Raw genomic sequence first — 20,099 nt, forward strand, 5'->3', positions numbered from 1 at the left:
CGCTGATCCGCCCTCGAGAACAATCGACGGCATTCGATTCGAGGAATCGTCGAACGCCGCAGCGAATCGTCGAATTAATTCACTTCGTTGACGCGTGCCGGAAGCATTCGTAATACTCAGTTCACAATCGTGGACCTTGTTCAAGAATGTGAATCCTCCTTTCCGAAGGGTATTCCGTCATGCGGCTTTTCGTTGGTGCGCTGGTTCTCGCCTGCGCATCCGCCGGGGTGGTGAGCCTCCCCGCGCACGCCGGTCACGACCCCGCCCGGCAGGTGCTGCCCGCGGGGGACGGCTGGGCGTCGGCCGGGCCGGGCACGACCGGGGGAACGGCGGCCCCCGCCGCGCACGTGCACGAGGTGAGCACGCGCGCCGGGCTCGTCGCGGCGCTCGCGGCACCTGCTCCGCGGATCATCAAGGTCAGGGGAGTGATCGACGCGAACACCGGCGCCGACGGGAAACCGTTGCGGTGTGAAGATTACGCGACCGGTGGCTACACGCTGGCCGGGTACCTCGCGGCGTATGACCCGGCGGTCTGGGGATGGGAGCGCGAACCCGAGGGCGCGCTCGAGGACGCTCGGGTGGCGTCGGCGAAGAACCAGGAAGCGGTCATCGGGCTGAACGTCCTCGCGGACACCACGATCATCGGGGTCGGGCGCGGGGCCGGGATCACCGGCGGCAGTCTGCGGATCCACAACGCGCGCAACGTGATCGTGCGCAACCTGACCTTCCGCGACACCCGTGACTGCTTCCCGCAGTGGGATCCCACGGACAACAGTCCCGGCTCGCCGCCCGGCAACTGGAACTCGCTCTACGACTCGGTGTCGGTCCAGCGTTCCGAGCACGTGTGGGTCGACCACAGCACGTTCACCGACGAGCCGAACGTCGACAGCGCTCAGCCGCTCCACTTCGGACGGCCCTACCAGGTGCACGACGGGCAGCTGGACATCACGAACGGGTCCGACCTCGTCACCGTGTCCCGCAACGTCTTCGCCGAGCACGGCAAGACCATGCTGATCGGGTCGTCGAACTCCTCCACGACCGATCAGGGCAAGCTGCGCGTCTCGGTGCACCACAACGTCTTCCGCGATGTGCTGGAACGCGCGCCCCGCGTGCGGTTCGGGCAGGTGCACGTCTACAACAACCTCTACGAGGGTGCGCAGACCTACAGCTGGGGTGTCGGCGTCAAGTCGCAGATCTACGCGCAGAACAACTTCATCAAGGCCATCGCGCCGGAGAAGGTCGTCTACAACTGGGGCGGCACGGCGATCACCGACACCGGCAACCTCCTCGACGGCAGGCCGGTGAGCCTGGTGAACGCTCACAACGCGGCTTTCCCGGACAAGGCCCTCGGCACCGACGCCGGATGGACGCCGACGCTGAACCGCGGCCTCGAACCCGCGCACCGGATCAGGCACCTCCAGGCCGGCGCACCGCAGGCGGGGCAGCACCTGGTGGTGGGTCAGGGTTTCGCCACCGTGCAGTCCGCGATCGACGCGGCACCGGCGGGAGGGGTGATCACGCTGCCGAAGGGCGTGTACCGCGAGGTCGTCAAGATCCCGGCCACCAAGCAGAACCTCACCCTGCGCGGCGCCACCGGGCGGGCCCAGGACGTGGTGATCGACTTCGACAACGCCAGCGGCACGAAGAAGCCGGACGGCACCACGTACGGCACGACGGGTAGCGCCACGGCGACCATCGCCGCGGACGGGTTCACGGCTCGTGACATCACCTTCCGCAACTCGTTCGACCGCGCGAAGCACCCGGAGATCACCGCGACGCAGGCCGTCGCCGTCAAGGCCACCGGCGATCGAATGCTGTTCGACCGCGTGCGCTTCGAAGGCCACCAGGACACGCTGTACGCCGACACCCCGGCCACGAACACCCGGTCGCGGCAGTACTACCGGGACTGCGCGATCACCGGCGACGTCGACTTCCTGTTCGGCAGGGCGACGGCCGTCTTCGAACGCGCGACCATCACCGCGTTGAACCGCGGCGGCGACCCCAACGGGTACGTGACCGCCGCCAGCACCCGCAAGGACAACCCGCACGGCTTCCTGATCGTCAACTCGACGATCCGCAGCGACGCACCGGCCGGCACGTACTTCCTCGGCAGGCCATGGCATCCCGGCGGTGACCCGGACGCGATCGCGCAGGTCGTCGTCCGCGACACCGTGCTGCCCGCGGCGATCAAGTCCGCGCCGTGGACCGACATGTCCGGATTCCCGTGGCGTGGGGCCAGGTTCGCGGAGTACCGCAACACCGGGCCCGGCGCGGGAACCGGCACCGACCGTCCCCAGCTCACCGACGAGCAGGCGCGGCAGCACACGAAGGCCGCCTACCTGAGCGGGTGGAACCCGGCGTGAGGACCCGCACGTGGGCGCCGTACGCCCTGATCGCCCCGACGCTCGTGCTGATGGCGGTGTTCCTGGTCTACCCGATCGCCAGCGTCGGGTGGTTCAGCCTGCGCCAGCACACCGTCACGCAGCCGTGGAAGAACGGCTTCATCGGGTTCGAGAACTTCCGGCGGATGCTGTTCGAGGACCAGCTGTTCTGGCAGAGCCTCGCGTTCAGCGCCAAGTGGGTGGTCGTCGAGGTCGGCCTGCAGCTGGTGCTGGGACTGGTCCTCGCACTGATCGTGAACGAGACGTTCGTCGGCAGGGCGATCGCGCGTGCGCTGGTGTTCTCGCCGTGGGCGGTGTCCGGCGTGCTGACCACCGGCATCTGGATCCTGCTCTACAACCCGTCGACGGGGATCTTCCAGCAACTCGCCCAGTGGGGCATCGGTGATCCCGGCACCTCGGTGCTCGGCGACCCGGCGACCGTGTTCCCCGCGACCGTCATAACCGAGCTGTGGCGCGGGGTGCCGTTCTTCGCGATCCTGCTGCTCGCCGACCTGCAGAGCATCCCGAACGACCTGTACGAGGCCGCGTCGGTCGACGGTGCCGGGCGGTGGCGCCAGTTCGTCAGCATCACGCTTCCGCACCTGCGCGACGCGATCGTGCTGTCCACGTTGCTGCGCGCCGTGTGGGAGTTCAACAACGTCGACCTCATCTACACGCTCACCGGTGGAGGGCCGGCGAACCAGACCACCACGCTGCCGCTCTACGTGGCGCGCAAGGCCGTCGACTCGCACGACTTCGGGTACGGCTCCGCGCTCACGATGGCCGGCTTCGTGATCCTCCTGTTCTTCTCGATCCTCTACCTGAGGCTGTCCAAGTTCGGGAGCAGGGCATGACCCAGACGCTCACCCGCCCGGCGACGACGGTCGTGCCGCCCCCGGCGCCGCCGCGACGCAGGAGGCACCGCGATCCGAGCCGGTACTTCCGGCTGCACCTCCCGTTGGTGCTGTACCTGTTGTTCACGCTCATCCCGTTCTACTGGATGCTCGTCTTCGCGTTCCGGCCGACCGGGCGGACCTCGCTCGTGCCGTGGCCGATCACGTTCGAGCACTTCGACACGGTGTGGAACGGCGTCGGGTTCGGGGTGTTCTTCCAGAACAGCCTGATCATCGGCGTCGGCACGCTGGTCGTCGTCACGGTGTTCGCGCTCATGGGCGGCTATGCGCTGGCGCGCTTCAAGTTCCGCGGTCAGCGGGTGTTCCTGCTGGCGTTGCTGTGCACGCAGTTCATCCCCGGCGCGATGATGCTGATCCCGTTGTTCGTGATCTTCAAGTCCGCCGGGCTGCTGAACAGCCTCACCGGCCTGGTGATCGCCGACACCGCGTTCCAGCTGCCGCTCGCGCTGATCCTGATGAGCGGCTTCGTGCGCAACGTCCCCGTCGAGCTCGAAGAGGCCGCGATGGTCGACGGGTGTTCGCGGTTGCGTGCGTTCTTCGCGGTGACGTTGCCGCAGCTCAAGCCCGCGATCGTGGCGGTCGGGTCGTTCGCGTTCATCGGTGCCTGGAACAACTTCCTGTTCGCGCTGATGTTCGCGAGCAGGCAGGACAAGTTCACGCTGCCGGTCGGGCTGAGCTACGCGCTGGGCGAGTTCAACACCGACTTCGGGGCGCTCGCGGCGGGCGGAGTCGTCGCCGCGGTGCCGGTCGTACTGGTTTTCGCCGTGGTGCAACGGTTCCTGGTGCAGGGACTGAGCGCCGGTGCGGTCAAAGGTTGAGGGAGAGGTCATGAGAAAGCTGCTGATCGCTTTGGTGCTCGTGCTGAGCGGTTGTTCGGCAGGGCAGGACGGACCCACGACGATCACGTTCTGGGACAACAACGGCGGCCCCGGCCGCACACCCATCTACCAGGAGCTGATCAAGCGGTTCGAGGCGGCGAACCCCGACGTCAAGGTCGAGTACGTCGGCATCCCCAGCTCGTCGGTGCAGCAGAAGTACGACACGGCCATCGCCGGTGGGTCCACTCCGGACGTCGGTGGCGTCACGACGTCCTACCTCGCGCACCTCATCGGCCAGGACGCGCTCGAGCCCGCCGATGACAGGGTCGAGAACGGCGTGCTCAAGGGCAAGCTGCTGAACGGCCTGCTGGAGACCGTGCGGCAGACCGCGCCCGACGGCAAGCTCTACGCCGTGCCTGCGTCCGGCAACATGGACGTCATCTGGTACCGGTCCGACCGGTTCGAGGAGAACAAGATCCCGGAACCGTCCACCTGGGACGATCTGACCAAGGCCGCCACCCGGCTGACCAAGCAGGCGGACAACCAGTACGGCTTCACGATCCGCGGCGGCGCCGGGTCCGTGTTCCAGCTGCTGTCCGAGGCCTACTCCTACTCCGGTGTCGAGAAGTTCTACGACGGCGGCAAGAGCACGGTGTCCGACCCGCGCAACGCCGAGCTCGTGCGCAAGGTGGCCGAGCTGTACAAGAAGGCCACGCCCGAGGCCGACGTGAACAACAGCTACACGCAGATGGTCGCGCAGTTCACCGGCGGCACGGTGGCGATGATGCACCACAACCTCGGCTCGACCGCGGACGTGATGAAGGCGCTCGGCCCGGAACGAGTCGCCGCCATGCCGTTGCCGAAGGGACCGTCCGGGAAGCGCACGGTGGTGCCGAACCCGACGGACGGGTTCGCGGTGTTCAAGGGCGGCAAGAACCGCGACGCGTCCTGGAAGTTCGTCGAGTTCCTGACGTCGGCGGAGAGCAACGGCTACTGGAACGAGAAGGTCGGCCAGATCCCGGCGAACACCGACGTGCGCGGCGCCGAGTGGATCCAGAAGAACCCGGCCGTGAAGATGGCGCTCGGGGTGCTGGAGGACCCGGCCACCGTGCTCGTGCCGGCGCCGGTGTACCTGCCCGAGTACTCGTCGATCACCAAGACCGACACCGAGCCGCTCTACCAGAAGGTGTTGCTGGGCCAGCTGTCCGCGCAGGAGTTCCTCGACCAGCTCGCGGCGAAGCTCACCACCGCCCAGCAGGACTGGGAGAAGCGCAAATGATCGAACGAGTGGTCGTGCGCACGTTCACCACGACCGCGGCCACCTCCGTCGATCCCGAGGGGCACCGGCACCCGGCGCCGGAGCACGAGGTGACCGAGGCGTTGCTGGAGATCACCGACACCGACGGCGCCACCGGGTACTGCCAGGTGCAGCCCGACCAGCTGCGGCCGGCCGTGCTGGACAGGCACGTGCGGCCGGTGCTGCTGGGCCAGGACCCGTGGGACCGTGAACGCCTGTGGCGGCTGCTCGCACGACGGCAGCGGGGCTCGCACGGCGGGTTCACCGACCGGGCCCTCGGGTTCGTCGACCAGGCGCTGTGGGACCTCGTCGCACGGAAGGCGGGACTCCCGGCGTGGAAGCTCGCCGGGGGTGCCCGAGACCGGATCCCCGCCTACGCCAGCACGATGTGCGGTGACACGGACGGCCTCGCGACACCCGGCGACTACGCGGACTTCGCGAAGCACCTCGTGTCGGTGGGGTACCGGGCGATCAAGCTGCACACGTGGATGCCGCCGGTGCCCGGCGCGCCCAGCGTCTCCCGTGACGTCGAGGCGTGCCAGGCGGTGCGGGACGCGGTGGGGCCGGACGTCGCGCTCATGCTCGACGCGAGCCACTGGTACTCGCGGACCGAGGCGCTGCGGCTCGGCAGGGCGTTGCAGGAGCTGGACTACTACTGGTTCGAGGAGCCGATGGAGGAGGCGTCGATCAGCTCCTACCGGTGGCTGGCCGAGCAGCTCGACATCCCGGTGATCGGCCCGGAGGTGGCGTGGGGCAAGCACCACACCCGCGCCGAGTGGGTCACCACGGGAGCGTGCGACATCCTGCGGGCGGGACCAGCGGGCAGTGGCGGCATCACGCCGGTGCTCAAGACCGTGCACCTCGCGGAGGCGTTCAACGTGGACTGCGAGATCCACGGCAACGGGTCGGGCAGCCTCACCGTGCTCGGCGCCACCGACGCAGGCCGGTGGTACGAACGCGGCCTGCTGCACCCGCACGTGGACTTCGACCGGGTCCCGCCGCACCGGAACTCCCCGGCCGATCCACTGGACGAGAACGGCGAGGTGGCGCTGCCGCCGATACCCGGCATTGGGGACGACTGGAATTTCGAACACATCGGAGTTCACACTCTTGAAGTGAGATGAGAAATGCCCCGGCCGGCGGCCGGGGCATTTCCGTTTCACCCGCTAGCGGTAGGTGATGTCCGAGGACTTGAACAGGCAGTTCGTGCTGTCCGCCCCGGTGCCGATTTTCGTCGGTTCACCGCTCGTGACGCCCTGGTACTTGTCGCAGACCGCGATCTTCTTGCTGCTGTCCCCGACGATGGTGATCTTCGAGAACCGCGCGGTGTCGCCGTAGTTGGTGTTGATGCCGACCAGCGACTTGCCGGGCGAGAACGCGGTGACGTTCTCCACCACGACGTGCCGTTTGTGCTGCGTCTTGCAGTTGCCGCAGGACCGGTAGAGCTTGCCGAAGTCGTCCACCTGGAAGTTGCGGATGATCATCGTGCCGGGCCCGTTGTGCTGGAACACCTTGTCCGACGCCTTGCGCGCACCACCACCGCTGATGGTCATGGTCTGCGACGACGACGTGCCCTTGAACGTGGCCGCGTCCTCGCCGACGTCCTCCCACCACACGTTGGTGAGCGTGCAGGTGCCGAGGCAGTGGACGCCGTCCGCGGCCGGCGCGCCGAGCACGACGTTCTTCAGCGTCGCGCCGTCGGCCAGCTGGAAGATCGGGCCCTGGTCCTCGCCCTGGCCGCCCGATCCGAGGTCGCCGGTGCCGTAGAACCGTTGCATGCCACCGTCGTAGCCGCTCGATCCGACCTTGATGGTCGTGCCGACCGGTTTCGACCCGGACGGGGTGGGGAAGGTGCTCCCCGAGGCCTGTGCCTGAGGTGCGAGAATCGCGGCCAGAGCTGCGGCCAACATCAATGATGCCATTTTCTTCATGTGTGCTCCGCTGGCAGGGGGATTCGCGGCGGTAATTCGATGGTAAGGCGGAGATCTATGCTGTCAACCTCTATTCGAATGTTCGAATCGAATATCTTCGAATTGGTTGACCGTGTTGCCGGGTGCTGGTTGTGTGAGTTCTACCGCCGCTCACTCTCATGGGGAGCGAGTAAATGATTCCAAAGCGCACAGCAATGATTTCCGCCGTCGCGCTGGTCCTGGGTGCGATGTCCGTTCCCCAGGCGGCCGCCGCTCCGTTCGGGCTGGTCGGCTGGGCCACTCAGGGTGGTGGCACGACGGGTGGCGGCAGCGCCTCACCGGTCACGGTCACCACGGCGTCCGCGTTCGTCGCGGCTGCGAAGGCGTCGGGCGCGGCGGTGATCCGGGTCTCCGGGACGATCTCGCTGTCGAGCATGACGAAGGTCGCCTCGAACAAGACCATCGAGGGCGTCGGCTCGTCCTCGGCGATCACCGGGCAGGGCCTGAACATCGCCAACGCCTCGAACGTGATCGTGCGCAACCTCAACTTCCGCAGCTGGGGTGACGACGCGATCAACGTGCAGTACTCCACCCGCGTGTGGATCGACCACAACACCTTCTCCAACGGCTACGACGGCGCGGTCGACGTCAAGCGGGCCTCGGACTACGTCACGGTGTCCTGGAACAGGTTCACCAGTCACAACAAGACGATGCTGCTGGGTCACAGCGACGACAACGGTTCGGAGGACCGCGGCAAGCTCCGGGTGACCTACCACCACAACTGGTTCGACGGAACGCAGCAGCGCCACCCGCGCGTGCGGTTCGGCAACCCGGTGCACGTCTACAACAACTATTACGGCGGTGTGACCGACTACGGCGTCGCGTCGACCGTCGAGGCCGGGGTCCTGGTCGAAGGCAACTACTTCGAGAACACCGAGGACCCCTTCCACCGCGGTGAGGGCAGTTCGCCCGGCGGTTCGCTGGTCGCGCGCAACAACCACTTCGTCAACTCGGGAACGGGCGACCAGGGCGGTTCTGTGAAGAGCCTTCCCTACTCGTACCCGCTCGACGGCGCGAGCAGCGTGAAGAGCGTGGTCACGGCCGGTGCCGGAGCCGGGCGCGGCTGATGAGACCCGGGGGCGCCCGAAGTGGCGTGGGCGCCCCCATCCTCTTCTGGGACCGCTCCCAGGATTCCACTCGAAGAGAGCAGTAAGAGGAACCGGTAGAGCAACCGGAGTTGCGCTGAAAGCGGTAACGCCCAGGGCTTTCCGGCTCAGGATCGACTCCACCTGTGATCGGTTGATCGCTGTGGGCCACGTTACAGTGCCGTGAACTCTGGGAGCGCTCCCAGTTGTCGAGAGGGCGGCGGCATGACTCGACGAAAAGTGGCGATGGCGGTTGTGGCGGTGGTGTTGGTCGGCGGAGCTCCCGCCGTCGCGGCACCACTCGCGGTGGCCTGCACCGTCACCTACCAGATCACCAACGAGTGGAACACCGGATTCGGCGCTGCTGTGTCGATCCGCAACGACGGGGAGGCGCTCAACGGCTGGAACCTGACCTGGACGTTCCCGGACGGCCAGCGCGTCACCCAGGGCTGGAGCGGCAACTTCACCCAGAACGGCGCCGTGGTGAGCGTGACCAACCCTGCCTGGGCGCCTTCGCTGCCTTCCGGCGGCACGGCGCAGGTCGGCTTCAACGGCAGCAAGGGCTCGACGAACCGGCCACCGACGGACTTCGCCGTGAACGGCGTCTCCTGCACCGGCCCCAACCAGGCACCGTCCGTGGCACTGACGGCGCCCACGAGCGGCAGCAGCTACACCCTGCCCGCGTCGATCCCGCTGGCGGCGACCGCGCAGGACACCGACGGAACGGTGGCCAAGGTCGACTTCTACGCGGGTGACACCCTGGTTGCCACCGACACCAGCGCGCCGTTCAGCGGCACGTGGACGTCGGCGCCGGCGGGTGACCACAGCATCACCGCGCGGGCCACGGACAACCGCGGCGCCACCACGACCTCGGCACCGGCCGCGGTCAAGGTGCTGTCCGGACCGGCGGTCGTGGCCTCGCCGAGCACGGTCTCGGTCAAGCAGGGCCAGACCGCGACGTTCGACGTCTCGCTGGCCACGGCACCGAGCCAGCCGGTCACGGTCACGATCGCCCGCAGCGGGAGCTCGGACCTGACGGCGAGCCCGGCCACGCTCACGTTCTCCGGCACCGCGAAGCAGACGGTGACGGTGACGTCGGCGAACAACGGCGGCACGCTCGGGACCGCCACTTTCACCGCGTCGGCCACCGGGTACAGCCCGGCGAGCGTCACGGTCAACGAGATCGACCCGTCCACTTCGGACTTCAACAAGGCGTTCCTCGACCAGTACAACAAGATCAAGGACCCGGCGAGCGGTTACTTCCGCAAGTTCGGCGATCTGCTCGTGCCGTACCACTCGGTCGAGACGCTGATGGTGGAGGCACCGGACCACGGTCACCAGACCACGTCCGAGGCGTTCAGCTACTACCTGTGGCTGGAGGCGAGCTACGGCCGCGTCACCGGTGACTGGGCGCCGTTCAAGTCCGCGTTCGCGTCGATGGAGAAGTACATCATCCCCGCGAAGGCCGACCAGCCGACGAACGACAAGTACGACCCGTCGAAGCCCGCGACCTACGCGCCGGAACACCCGAGGATGGACCAGTACCCGTCGACGCTCGACGGCACCGTCCCGGTCGGCCAGGACCCGATCTCGGCGGAGCTGAAGACCGCGTACGGCAACTCGGACGTCTACGGCATGCACTGGCTCATCGACGTCGACAACACCTACGGCTTCGGCCGGTGCGGCGACGGCACGACGGCGCCCGCGTACATCAACACCTACCAGCGCGGCTCGTCGGAGTCGGTGTGGGAGACCATCCCGCAGCCCTCGTGCGACACGTTCAAGCACGGTGGTCCCAACGGCTTCCTGGACCTGTTCACCAAGGACTCGTCCTACGCCAAGCAGTGGAAGTACACCAACGCACCGGACGCGGACGCCCGCGTGGTGCAGGTGGCGCTGCTGGCCCAGCAGTGGGCGACGGCGCAGGGCAAGGCAGGGGACATCTCCAGCGAGATCGGCAAGTCCGCCAAGATGGGCGACTACCTGCGGTACGCCATGTTCGACAAGTACTTCAAGCGCATCGGCAACTGCAGCAGCCCGTCGTCGTGCCCCGGCGCGACCGGCAAGAACAGCGCGCACTACCTGATGTCCTGGTACTACGCCTGGGGCGGCGCGACCGACACGTCCGCGGGCTGGGCGTGGCGCATCGGCGACGGTGCCTCGCACCAGGGTTACCAGAACCCGTTGGCGGCGCACGCTCTCGCGAACGTGCCGGCGCTCAAGCCGTTGTCCGCGACCGGCCAGCAGGACTGGGCCACGTCGCTGAGCCGGCAGCTCGAGATGCTGCAGTGGCTGCAGTCGGCCGACGGCGGTCTCGCCGGCGGTGTGACGAACAGCTGGGAGGGCCAGTACGCCTCGCCTCCGAGCGGCACCCCGACGTTCTACGGCATGTACTACGACGCCCACCCGGTGTGGCGCGACCCGCCGAGCAACCGGTGGTTCGGCTTCCAGGTGTGGGGGATCGAGCGCACGGCCGCGCTGTACCGGCTGACCGGTGACGCGCGCGCCAAGAAGATCCTCGACAAGTGGGTGCCGTGGGCGATCGCGAACACCACGACCGGCACGAACTTCCAGATCCCCGCGGACCTGGAGTGGTCGGGAGCACCGGACACGTGGAACGCCACCAACCCCGGCGCGAACGCGAACCTGCGGGTGCGCGTGCTCAACAAGAACCAGGACGTCGGCGTCGCCGCGTCGTACGCCAAGGTGCTGCTGAACTACGCGGCGCGGTCGGGCAACGCCTCGGCCAAGACCACGGGTGAGGCGCTGCTGACGTCCCTGCTGTCGCACCAGGACAGCCTCGGCATCGCGACCCCGGAGACCCGCACGGACTACAACCGGTTCGACGACGTCTACAACACCAGCACCCGTGAGGGCCCGTACGTGCCGTCCGGCTGGACCGGGAAGATGCCCAACGGCGACACGATCGGCCAGGGCTCGTCGTTCCTGTCGATGCGGTCGATGTTCCGCAACGACCCGCAGTGGCCGAAGGTGCAGTCCTATCTGGACGGTGGACCGGCGCCGACGTTCACCTACCACCGGTTCTGGGCGCAAGCCGAGATCGCGACGGCGTTCTCCCTGCACGCCGAGATCTACGGGTGAGGAGTCCCGAGATGAGGAAACGCATAGCTCTGCTGGCAGTCGCTGCCGCGGTGGGCGCCGTTCTGGTGCACACCGGTGGCACGGCCGTCGCGCACGGGTCGATGGTCTGGCCCGGCAGTCGTACCTACCTCTGCTACGAGGACGGCCGCGCGGGCGGCGGTGGCGGCGACCTGAACCCGACCAACCCGGCGTGTGCCGCCGCGGTGGCCCAGGGCGGCAAGCAACCGCTGTGGGACTGGTTCGGCAACCTGATCAGCAACGCCGCCGGACGCCACCGGGAGATCATCCCCGACGGCAACCTCTGCGGTCCCACCACGAAGTACTCCGCCTACAACCTCACGCGGTCCGACTGGCCCACGACGCAGGTGCAGGCGAACAGCACGGTCACGTTGCGGTACAACGCATGGGCACCACACCCCGGCACGTGGGAGCAGTACGTCACCAAGGACGGCTTCGACGTGACGAAGCCGCTCAAGTGGTCCGACCTCGAGTCGACGCCGTTCAACTCGGTGACGAACCCGCCGCTGGCCAACGGCGAGTACGCGTGGCAGGCCCGGCTGCCCAACAAGTCCGGCCGGCACGTCATCTACTCGCTGTGGCAGCGCTCGGACAGCCCCGAGGCGTTCTACAGCTGTTCGGACGTCGTGTTCGGCGGCGGTACCGGCACGCCGGACACCACCGCGCCGTCGACGCCGGGCACCCCTGTCGCTTCGGGCGTCACCAGCAGTTCGGTGAAGCTGGACTGGAGTGCGTCGACGGACAACGTGGGCGTGTCGTCCTACCGCGTCTACAGCGGCGGCCAGGTGGTCGCGACCTCCTCGACGAACTCGGTGACGGTCAGCGGCCTGAGTGCGGACACCTCGTACTCGTTCACCGTCGTCGCGGCGGACTCCGCGGGCAACGCCTCCTCGGCGTCGGCGGGCGTCACGGTCAGAACCTCGACCGGTGGCGGCACTCCCACGGGTTCCTGCACGGTCGCCTACACGCGGCCGAGCACGTGGAACGGCGGCTTCACAGCGAACGTGTCGGTGTCGAACACGGGCACCAGCGCGATCAGCGCGTGGCAGCTCGTGTGGGCGTTCCCGTCGGGACAGCAGCTCTCGCAGGCCTGGTCGTCGACGGTGACCGTCGCGAGTGGACAGGCGACCGCGAAGGGGGTGTCGTACAACGCGGACATACCGGCCGGCGGCTCGGTGTCGTTCGGTTTCAACGCCACGACGACGTCCACGCCGACTGATCCGACGTCCTTCACGCTCAACGGATCAGCGTGCGCCATCCGGTGATGAGGGCCCTCGTCGCCCTCCTGGTGGTGGGTTCGGTCGCGTTCTTCCTCCTCGTAGGACGCGCCGAACCCACCCCAGACCTGAGCAAGGGCGTCGACGGCGTGGCCGCGTGGCTGCACGACCTGACCGACGAGTGCGCGACGGTGAAGCGGGACAACGACTTCACCGACTTCGCCGGTCCCGTGCGGTCGAAGGTCTACGCCCCGTTCATCGCGGAGTGGGGGACCTGCGCCAAGCAGCCCTACGAACGGCTCGGGCTGCTGATCCTGCGGCCGGGGCTGGAACAGGCCTGGCTGCGCGCCCTCGCCAGCGGCGAGGTCCGGGGCGACCCGGACCTCGCCTTCGGGGACGGGTTCGCGCTGACCGGCTCGATCGGCATGGAGTACCTGGGCCTGAAAAGACTTGAGTGCACGCCCACCGCGTGTTCGCTCATGGAGATCAAGCACCATTGACAGACAGGAGATCCGGAGCAATGAAGCTCAACGGACAGAGGCGGTGGGCCGCGACGGGAGTCGTGGTCGCCACCACCGCGGCGACGATCGCGGTGGCGCTGGCCGCACCACCCGCGGGCGCCGCTCCCGGTTGCCGCGTCGACTACACGGCCAACCAGTGGGGTGGCGGTGGTTTCGGTGCCGCGGTGAAGATCACCAACCTCGGTGACGCCGTCACGGGCGGCTGGACGCTGAAGTTCGCGTTGCCCGGCAGCCAGCGCGTGGCACAGGGCTGGAGTGCGAACTGGACGCAGTCGGGCGCCAACGTGACGGCGACCAGCATGTCGTGGAACGGGAACCTGGGCACCAACGCGTCCATCGACATCGGCTTCAACGGCTCCGGCGCCGCCAGCGGCGACGTGAACCCGACGTCGTTCACCTTGAACGGCACGGTGTGCACCGGAGCACCGGGAACCACCACCACGACGACCACGACGACCACTACGACGACGACGAGCGGCAACCCGAACCCCGGGACCCGCGTCGACAACGCCTACGTGGGCGCGAAGCAGTACATCAACCCGGACTGGGCGGCCAAGGCGAACGCCGAGGCGGGCGGCAGCCGGATCGCGAACCAGCCGACCGCGGTGTGGCTGGACCGGATCGCGGCGATCGCCGGGACGGCGGACTCCCGCGGCCTGGTCGGACACCTGGACGAGGCGGTGCGCCAGGCGGCGGGCTCACCGCTCGTCATCCAGCTGGTGATCTACAACCTGCCCGGTCGTGACTGCTCCGCGCTCGCCTCCAACGGTGAGCTCAAGGCTACGGAGATCGACCGCTACAAGACCGAGTACATCGACCCGATCGCGTCGATCCTCGCCAGGCCGGCGTACTCCGGCCTGCGGATCGTCACGACGGTGGAGATCGACTCGCTGCCGAACCTGGTCACCAACGTGTCCCCGCGTCCGACCGCTGTGGCGGCGTGCGACACGATGAAGGCGAACGGCAACTACGTCACCGGTGTCGGCTACGCGCTCGCGAAGCTGGGTGCCGTGCCGAACGTCTACAACTACCTGGACATCGGCCACCACGGCTGGATCGGCTGGGACGACAACTTCGGTGCCACCGCCGAGCTGCTGTTCCAGGCGGCGAACGCCTCCGGCAGCACCAAGGCGAACGTCCAGGGCTTCATCGCCAACACCGCGAACTACGGCGCGTTGAAGGAGCCCTACTTCAAGATCGAGGACTCGGTGAACGGCACGTCCGTGCGCCAGTCGAAGTGGGTGGACTGGAACCGTTACGTCGACGAGCTGTCCTACGCGCAGGCGTTCCGGCAGCGGGCCGTGCAGGCGGGCTTCGACGCCAACGTCGGCATGCTGATCGACACCAGCCGCAACGGCTGGGGCGGCAGCGCCCGTCCGACGGGTCCCGGCCCGACGACGAGCGTGGACGCCTACGTCAACGGTGGCAAGGTCGACCGCCGCATCCACCTCGGCAACTGGTGCAACCAGTCGGGTGCGGGCCTGGGCGAGCGCCCGAAGGCGGCACCGGAGTCGGGCATCGACGCGTACGTGTGGGTGAAGCCGCCTGGCGAGTCCGACGGCGCGAGCGAGGAGATCCCGAACAACGAGGGCAAGGGCTTCGACCGGATGTGCGACCCGACGTACACCGGCAACGTCCGCAACGGCAACAACCTGTCCGGTTCGCTGGGCAACGCCCCGCTGTCCGGCAAGTGGTTCTCGGCCCAGTTCCAGGAGCTCATGCGCAACGCCTACCCGGCGCTCTGAGTCTGAGCATGTGAGCGTGCCCACGCGGCCTGTCCCGCGTCCGCGATTCCGGACGCGTGGGCACGCTCTTCTTAATTGATACGGAGTTCTGTCCGGCAAGTTTCCAGACGGTGCGGAATTCGTCTGGACCACCGTTGGCGCGCAATGTTAACGCGCACATCTCTCTTGATGTCATCAGAAGGTGCTCCCTATGGTGTCGACACGCTCAGTGAGTGAAAGTGTGAAAGGAGGCTGTGTGGTCACCATCGCGGATGTCGCGCGGCACGCGGGGGTCGCCCCGAGCACAGTCTCCTACGTGCTCACCGGCAAGAGATCGATCTCCGCCGACACGAAGACGAGAGTTCGCGACAGCATCAGGGAACTGGGCTACCAGCCCCACGCCTCGGACCGCGCGCTGTCCAGCGGCAGGACCAACGTGATCGGCCTGGTGCTCCCGCTGCGGGCGGGCACCCACCTGCCGGCGGTGATGCGCTTCGTCACGGCGGCGGTGACGACAGCGCGCAGGTACGACATGGACCTCCTGCTGATGACCGCGGACGACGGTGCGGCGGGCCTGCGCCGCGCCGCGAACAGCGCCCAGGTCGACGGTTTCCTGGTGATGGACGTGGAGATGGACGACGACCGCGTGCCGTTGCTCCGCCAGCTGTCCAAACCGTCCGTCCTCATCGGACATCCGGCGGCCGCGCGCGGGCTCACCTGCGTGGACCTGGACTTCGAGGCGGCGGGCGCGAAGTGCGTCGACCACCTCGCCGACCTCGGCCACCGCTCCATCGGTTTCCTCGGCGCGCCGAGCGCGGTCTACCGCCGCAGCACGGGTTTCGCCCACCGCACCATGAACGGGTTCAGCGCGGCAGCGATGCGCAGGGGAGTCGCCGCGACGGCGTTGGCCGTCGAGGGCGACCACGACTCGGTGCTCAGGGCGACCAAGGCCCTGATCCGCGCGCACCCGTCGATGACGGCGCTGGTCGTGCACAACGAGGCGGCACTGGGCTGGATCACGGCGTGCCTGCGCGCGGCCGGCCGCCAGGTCCCCGGTGACGTCGCCGTGGTCGCGATCTGCCCGGACGAGCTGGCCGAACAGACCTCGCCGCTGCTCACCTCGGTGCGCCTGCCGGCGGAGGAGCTCGGCAGGCACGCGGTCGACCTGCTCGTCGCGAAGCTGGAGGGCAAGCAGCCGCCACCGCTGATGTTGTTGCCGCCCAGGCTCTCCCGCCGGGCGAGCACGCCGGACCACGCCGCACACCGCGGCGCGACAGGCTGACCGGTTCGCCACCGGCGGACCGGGACAGGACGGGCGGTCACCGGGACGGCCTTCGCGCGTGCGGAAATGCGGCGCGCACACGCGGAGGCCCCCGCAGATCGTCCTGGAGGGGTGCGCGACACCACGGCGGAGCGGCCGTCGCGCACCCCTCCCCGTCGTCCGGCGGCCGTAGACTCGCCGGGATGGAACTGGCAAAGGCTTTGGCGCACAGGGCCGTCGTGCTCGACGGCGGGATGTCCACGGCACTGGAGCTCGCCGGGCACGACCTGTCCGACGAGCTCTGGTCGGCCCGGCTGCTGCTCACCGACCCGGACGCCGTGCGCGCCGCGCACCTCGCCTTCTACCGGGCGGGCGCCGAGGTCGCCATCACCGCGAGCTACCAGGCGAGCTTCTCCGGCTTCGCCCGCCGCGGCATCAGCGAGGCGGAGACGACTCGGCTGCTGCGCTCCAGCGTGGAGCTCGCCCGTTCCGCCGCGTCCGAAGTGGACGGACCCCGCTGGGTCGCGGCGTCGGTCGGCCCGTACGGCGCGGTGCTCGCGGACGGCTCGGAGTACCGCGGCCGCTACGGCCTGAGCCGGCAGGAGCTGATCCGCTTCCACGCTCCACGCGTCTCGACGCTGTGCGAGGCGGGCCCGGACGTGCTCGCGATCGAGACGATCCCCGACGTCGACGAGGCGGAGGCCGTGCTGGAGGTGGTGCGCGGCAGCGGGGTGCCGGTCTGGCTCTCCTACACCGTGCGCGGCGACCGGACCTGCGCGGGCCAGCCGCTGGAGGAGGCGTTCGCGGTCGCGGCCGGAGTGGACGAGGTCATCGCCGTCGGCGTGAACTGCTGCGCACCGCAGGACGTGGCGAACGCGGTCGCCGTGGCCGGCCGGGTGAGCGGGCTGCCGGTCGTGGTGTACCCGAACAGCGGCGAGCAGTGGGACGCGGAGGCGCGGACGTGGTCGGGTGACGGTGCCGGGTTCGCCGCCTCGGCCGAGGGGTGGGTCGGCGGTGGCGCCCGGTTGGTGGGTGGGTGCTGCCGGACCGGGCCGGCCGCGATCGCGGTGCTGGCGGAGGGCTTGCGGCGGTGACCCGAACGGCGCTCGGTTCAGGCGCACGCGGGGCGCTTTCGTACTGTCATGCAGTACGAAAGCGCCCCGCGTGCGACGAGAGCCGAGGCGGGACGCGGCCTACACCTGCGACCAGCGCTGGTTCGCTCCTCCGTGGCAGGTCCACACGATCGCGGCCGTGCCGTTGGCGGTGCCGGCACCGTTGACGTCCAGGCACAGCCCTGTCTGGGCGTTGCCGATCGTGCCGCCCGCGTTGACGTTCCACTGCTGGTTCGTGCCGCCCTGGCAGTCCCAGAGCCGCACGGCGGTGCCCGCGGTGGCGTTGGCGGGGGCGTCCAGGCACTTGCCCAGGACCTGCAGGGTCTGGCCGGTGCGGGTGAACTGCTGGTTGGTGTTGGTGTGGCAGTCCCACACGACCATCGGGGCGCCGTTGGCCGTGCTCGCGCCGCTGACGTCCAGGCAGCGGCCAGAGGCCTCGCCGCGCAGCCGGAACGTGGTCGGGGTGGGAGTGGTGTCGCCGGTGAAGAACTTCCAGACCTCGGTCTTCACCCAGCTGCGGGCTCCGCTCTCACAACCGGCGCAGCCGTCCACCGGTCCCTGCTGGTGGCCTCCGTCGAAGGGCGCCCACACCACCGGGTACCCGGCCCGGCAGCCCGTGTAGGCGGTGGTGATGTGTGTGCGGCTGCCGGCCGCCGGTTCCGGTGCGTTCTGGGCCTGGCAGCCGTTGTTGCGCACCCACCTGTCCCGCTGGCCGCGGCCGGAGGCGATGTTGTCGCCGTTGCCGTGGATGCCCATGAACGCGACGGGCGCGGTGCCGCCGGCGCATCCGCTGATCTCGCCGGGGCTCGCGATGGCGGCGATCGCCCGGAAGACGGCGGGCCGGGAGCACGCCAACGAGATGCTCATCGCGCCGCCGTAGCTGAAGCCGAGGGCGAACCTCTGCGTCGTGTCGACGCAGAGGTCGTTCTCGATCCGGCGGAGCATGTCGTCGACGAACGTGACGTCCTCGCCGCCGGAGTTCGCCCAGCCGTTGCCGATGCCCTGCGGCGCCACGAAGATCGCGCTGTTGTTCGCCAGCCGCCGGAGTCCGTAGTGGGCGTAGACGTCGCCGTCGCTCCCGCCGGACGCGACGTCGTTCATCGTGCCGCCCCACCAGTGGAAGCCGAAGACCAGGCGGTACTGCCGGGTGTTGTCGTAGTTGTCCGGGACGCTCAGGACGAACGACCGGCTCTTGCCCCCGCTCTGGATCGTCTGCGTGCCGCTGCGCAGGGTCGGGGCCTTGCCGCAGCCGGGGGTCGCGGCGAGTGGTGTCTGCGGGCCGGCGGCGGCGGTGCCGCCGCCGGAGAGGACGAGTGCTGCGATGGCCACCGCGGTGAGCCACCACTTCCTGTGCTGGTGCATGGCTTTGGTCGTGCTCCCTGTGGTGGAGGTCAGGCGACTGAGCACGTGGCGCCGTTGAGGCTGTAGGAGGACGGCGCCGAGTTGTTGCCGGTGTGCGTGGCCTGGAAGCCGAAGGTGGTCGACGCGTTCGGTGCGATGTCACCGTTGTACGAGACGTTCTTCGCGGTCACCTGCCCGGAGCTGGGGGAGTAGGTGGCGCTCCAGCCGGACGTGATCGTCTGCCCGCCGGGCAGGGTGAAGACCAGCGACCATCCGCTGATCGGTGAGGAACCCGTGTTCGTGATGGTGATGTTCGACGTCAGGCCGTTGTTCCAGGCGCTGATCACGTTGCCCACGCGGCAGGAGGCGCCGCCGGGAGGCGTGGTGGTCGTGGTCGTCGTGGTGGTGCTCGTCGGGCCGCCGCCGCCCGCGAACTGGGTGAGGAACTTCCACGCCTCACCGGACGTCCAGGTCCGCCAACCGTCGCCACCTGAGTCGATCGGGCCCGGCGTGTGGCCGCCGTCGAACGCTGCCCACACCACGGGATACCCCGCCCGGCAACCGCTGTAGTTCGTGACGATGTGCCGGCGACTGCCCGCGGCGGGCTCGGGGGCGTTCTGCGGGGTGCAGCCGTTGTTGCGCACGAACGTGTCGCGCAGACCACGGCCCAGTCCGATGCCGAGAACGTTGTCGCTGATGCCGTGGATGCCCATGTACCCGATGGGCTGGTTGCCGCCGTCGCACCCGCTGAGCTGCGCGCCCGAGTAGGCGACCACGGCGCGGAAGACGGTGGCACGGGCGCAGGCCACCGCGTACGACATGCCGCCGCCGTAGCTGAAGCCGCCGGCGAACCGCTGGGTCGTGTCGATGCACAGCCCCGAGTCGAGCAGGGCGACCAGGTCGTCGACGAACCTCAGGTCCTGACCGCCTGGATTGGCCCAGCCGTTGCCGTTGCCCTGCGGCGCCACGAAGATCGTGCCGTTGTTCTCGGCGTCGGCGAGCCGCCGCAACCCGTAGTAGGACCAGTTGTAGCCGTCGGTGCCACCGGAGTCGACGTCGTTCGCGGTGCCGCCCCGCCAGTGGAAGCCGACGAACAGCCGGTACTGGCGGTTGTTGTCGTAGCCGGGTGGCAGCCGCAGGATGTACGAACGGTTCTGGCCACCGCTGTTGATCGTGTGCTGGCCGCTCGTCAGCGCGGGTGGCTTGCCGCACCCCGCCGTCGCCGCCGTCGTGCCGGTCTCCCCGGCGGCCTGGCCGCCCAGCGCGATCCCCGCCGCGCCCAGGAAGGCCACGGCGCTCGCGACGGCCGCCGCGAGCACGGACCTATGCCGCGACATG

15 protein-coding genes are annotated in these 20,099 nt (G+C 68.8%); 12 read left to right on the plus strand and 3 right to left on the minus strand.

The features are described 5' to 3' along the window. Positions 1–179: 179 nt before the first annotated feature. Genes ACSHWB_RS32075 through ACSHWB_RS32095 form a run of 5 tightly spaced genes read left to right on the plus strand, consistent with a single transcriptional unit; the run spans position 180 to position 6,534 of the window. Positions 180–2,363, plus strand: coding sequence for a pectinesterase family protein (locus ACSHWB_RS32075; RefSeq protein WP_439657014.1), 2,184 nt, complete (start codon positions 180–182; stop codon positions 2,361–2,363). Next, positions 2,360–3,235 carry a carbohydrate ABC transporter permease gene (locus ACSHWB_RS32080; RefSeq protein WP_439657015.1) on the plus strand — a complete coding sequence of 292 codons (876 nt, stop codon included), beginning with the start codon at positions 2,360–2,362 and terminating at the stop codon, positions 3,233–3,235. The genes ACSHWB_RS32075 and ACSHWB_RS32080 overlap by 4 nt, the downstream gene beginning before the upstream one ends. Beyond that, positions 3,232–4,113 carry a carbohydrate ABC transporter permease gene (locus ACSHWB_RS32085; RefSeq protein WP_439657016.1) on the plus strand — a complete coding sequence of 294 codons (882 nt, stop codon included), beginning with the start codon at positions 3,232–3,234 and terminating at the stop codon, positions 4,111–4,113. The genes ACSHWB_RS32080 and ACSHWB_RS32085 overlap by 4 nt, the downstream gene beginning before the upstream one ends. Positions 4,114–4,123: 10 nt before the next feature. After that, positions 4,124–5,392, plus strand: a complete 1,269-nt coding sequence (locus ACSHWB_RS32090; protein ID WP_439657017.1) for an ABC transporter substrate-binding protein — start codon at positions 4,124–4,126, stop codon at positions 5,390–5,392. Further along, positions 5,389–6,534: an enolase C-terminal domain-like protein gene (locus ACSHWB_RS32095; protein WP_439657018.1), complete on the plus strand. Its 1,146-nt coding sequence runs from the start codon at positions 5,389–5,391 to the stop codon at positions 6,532–6,534. Before ACSHWB_RS32090 ends, ACSHWB_RS32095 begins: the two co-directional genes overlap by 4 nt. Before the next feature lie 42 nt (positions 6,535–6,576). Here ACSHWB_RS32095 and ACSHWB_RS32100 read toward each other — a convergent pair whose 3' ends face one another. Further along, positions 6,577–7,320: a pectate lyase gene (locus ACSHWB_RS32100; protein WP_439657019.1), complete on the minus strand. Its 744-nt coding sequence runs from the start codon at positions 7,318–7,320 to the stop codon at positions 6,577–6,579. A gap of 215 nt (positions 7,321–7,535) precedes the next feature. On the opposite strand from ACSHWB_RS32100, the gene ACSHWB_RS32105 reads away from it, so the two are divergent. From ACSHWB_RS32105 to mmuM, 7 genes are all read left to right on the plus strand, one after another. Next, the gene (locus tag ACSHWB_RS32105; protein WP_439657020.1) at positions 7,536–8,447 is read left to right on the plus strand and encodes a pectate lyase family protein; all 912 of its coding nucleotides are present in this window, start codon (positions 7,536–7,538) and stop codon (positions 8,445–8,447) included. Positions 8,448–8,690: 243 nt separating this feature from the next. Continuing rightward, a complete protein-coding gene (locus ACSHWB_RS32110) occupies positions 8,691–11,567 on the plus strand; it encodes a glycoside hydrolase family 48 protein (protein WP_439657021.1) in 2,877 nt (958 codons plus the stop codon). Positions 11,568–11,578: 11 nt separating this feature from the next. Further along, the gene (locus tag ACSHWB_RS32115; RefSeq protein WP_439657022.1) at positions 11,579–12,850 is read left to right on the plus strand and encodes a lytic polysaccharide monooxygenase; all 1,272 of its coding nucleotides are present in this window, start codon (positions 11,579–11,581) and stop codon (positions 12,848–12,850) included. Next, positions 12,850–13,302 (plus strand): hypothetical protein, encoded by a 453-nt coding sequence (locus tag ACSHWB_RS32120; RefSeq protein WP_439657023.1) that lies wholly within the window; start codon positions 12,850–12,852, stop codon positions 13,300–13,302. The genes ACSHWB_RS32115 and ACSHWB_RS32120 overlap by 1 nt, the downstream gene beginning before the upstream one ends. 20 nt (positions 13,303–13,322) lie before the next feature. Continuing rightward, the gene (locus tag ACSHWB_RS32125; protein WP_439657024.1) at positions 13,323–15,068 is read left to right on the plus strand and encodes a glycoside hydrolase family 6 protein; all 1,746 of its coding nucleotides are present in this window, start codon (positions 13,323–13,325) and stop codon (positions 15,066–15,068) included. A gap of 235 nt (positions 15,069–15,303) precedes the next feature. After that, on the plus strand, positions 15,304–16,329 hold the full coding sequence (locus tag ACSHWB_RS32130; RefSeq protein WP_439657025.1) for a LacI family DNA-binding transcriptional regulator: 1,026 nt from the start codon (positions 15,304–15,306) through the stop codon (positions 16,327–16,329). A gap of 182 nt (positions 16,330–16,511) precedes the next feature. After that, positions 16,512–17,402 carry a homocysteine S-methyltransferase gene (gene mmuM, locus ACSHWB_RS32135; protein WP_439657026.1) on the plus strand — a complete coding sequence of 297 codons (891 nt, stop codon included), beginning with the start codon at positions 16,512–16,514 and terminating at the stop codon, positions 17,400–17,402. A gap of 99 nt (positions 17,403–17,501) precedes the next feature. Here mmuM and ACSHWB_RS32140 read toward each other — a convergent pair whose 3' ends face one another. Both ACSHWB_RS32140 and ACSHWB_RS32145 read right to left on the minus strand, forming a co-directional pair. After that, the gene (locus ACSHWB_RS32140; protein WP_439657027.1) at positions 17,502–18,782 is read right to left on the minus strand and encodes a ricin-type beta-trefoil lectin domain protein; all 1,281 of its coding nucleotides are present in this window, start codon (positions 18,780–18,782) and stop codon (positions 17,502–17,504) included. 29 nt (positions 18,783–18,811) lie between these two features. Next, positions 18,812–20,098 carry a cellulose binding domain-containing protein gene (locus ACSHWB_RS32145; protein WP_439657028.1) on the minus strand — a complete coding sequence of 429 codons (1,287 nt, stop codon included), beginning with the start codon at positions 20,096–20,098 and terminating at the stop codon, positions 18,812–18,814. Between the last annotated feature and the right edge of the window lies 1 nt (position 20,099).

Origin of the sequence: Lentzea sp. HUAS TT2, from assembly GCF_051853195.1 — a bacterium.
Taxonomy (GTDB): domain Bacteria; phylum Actinomycetota; class Actinomycetes; order Mycobacteriales; family Pseudonocardiaceae; genus Lentzea.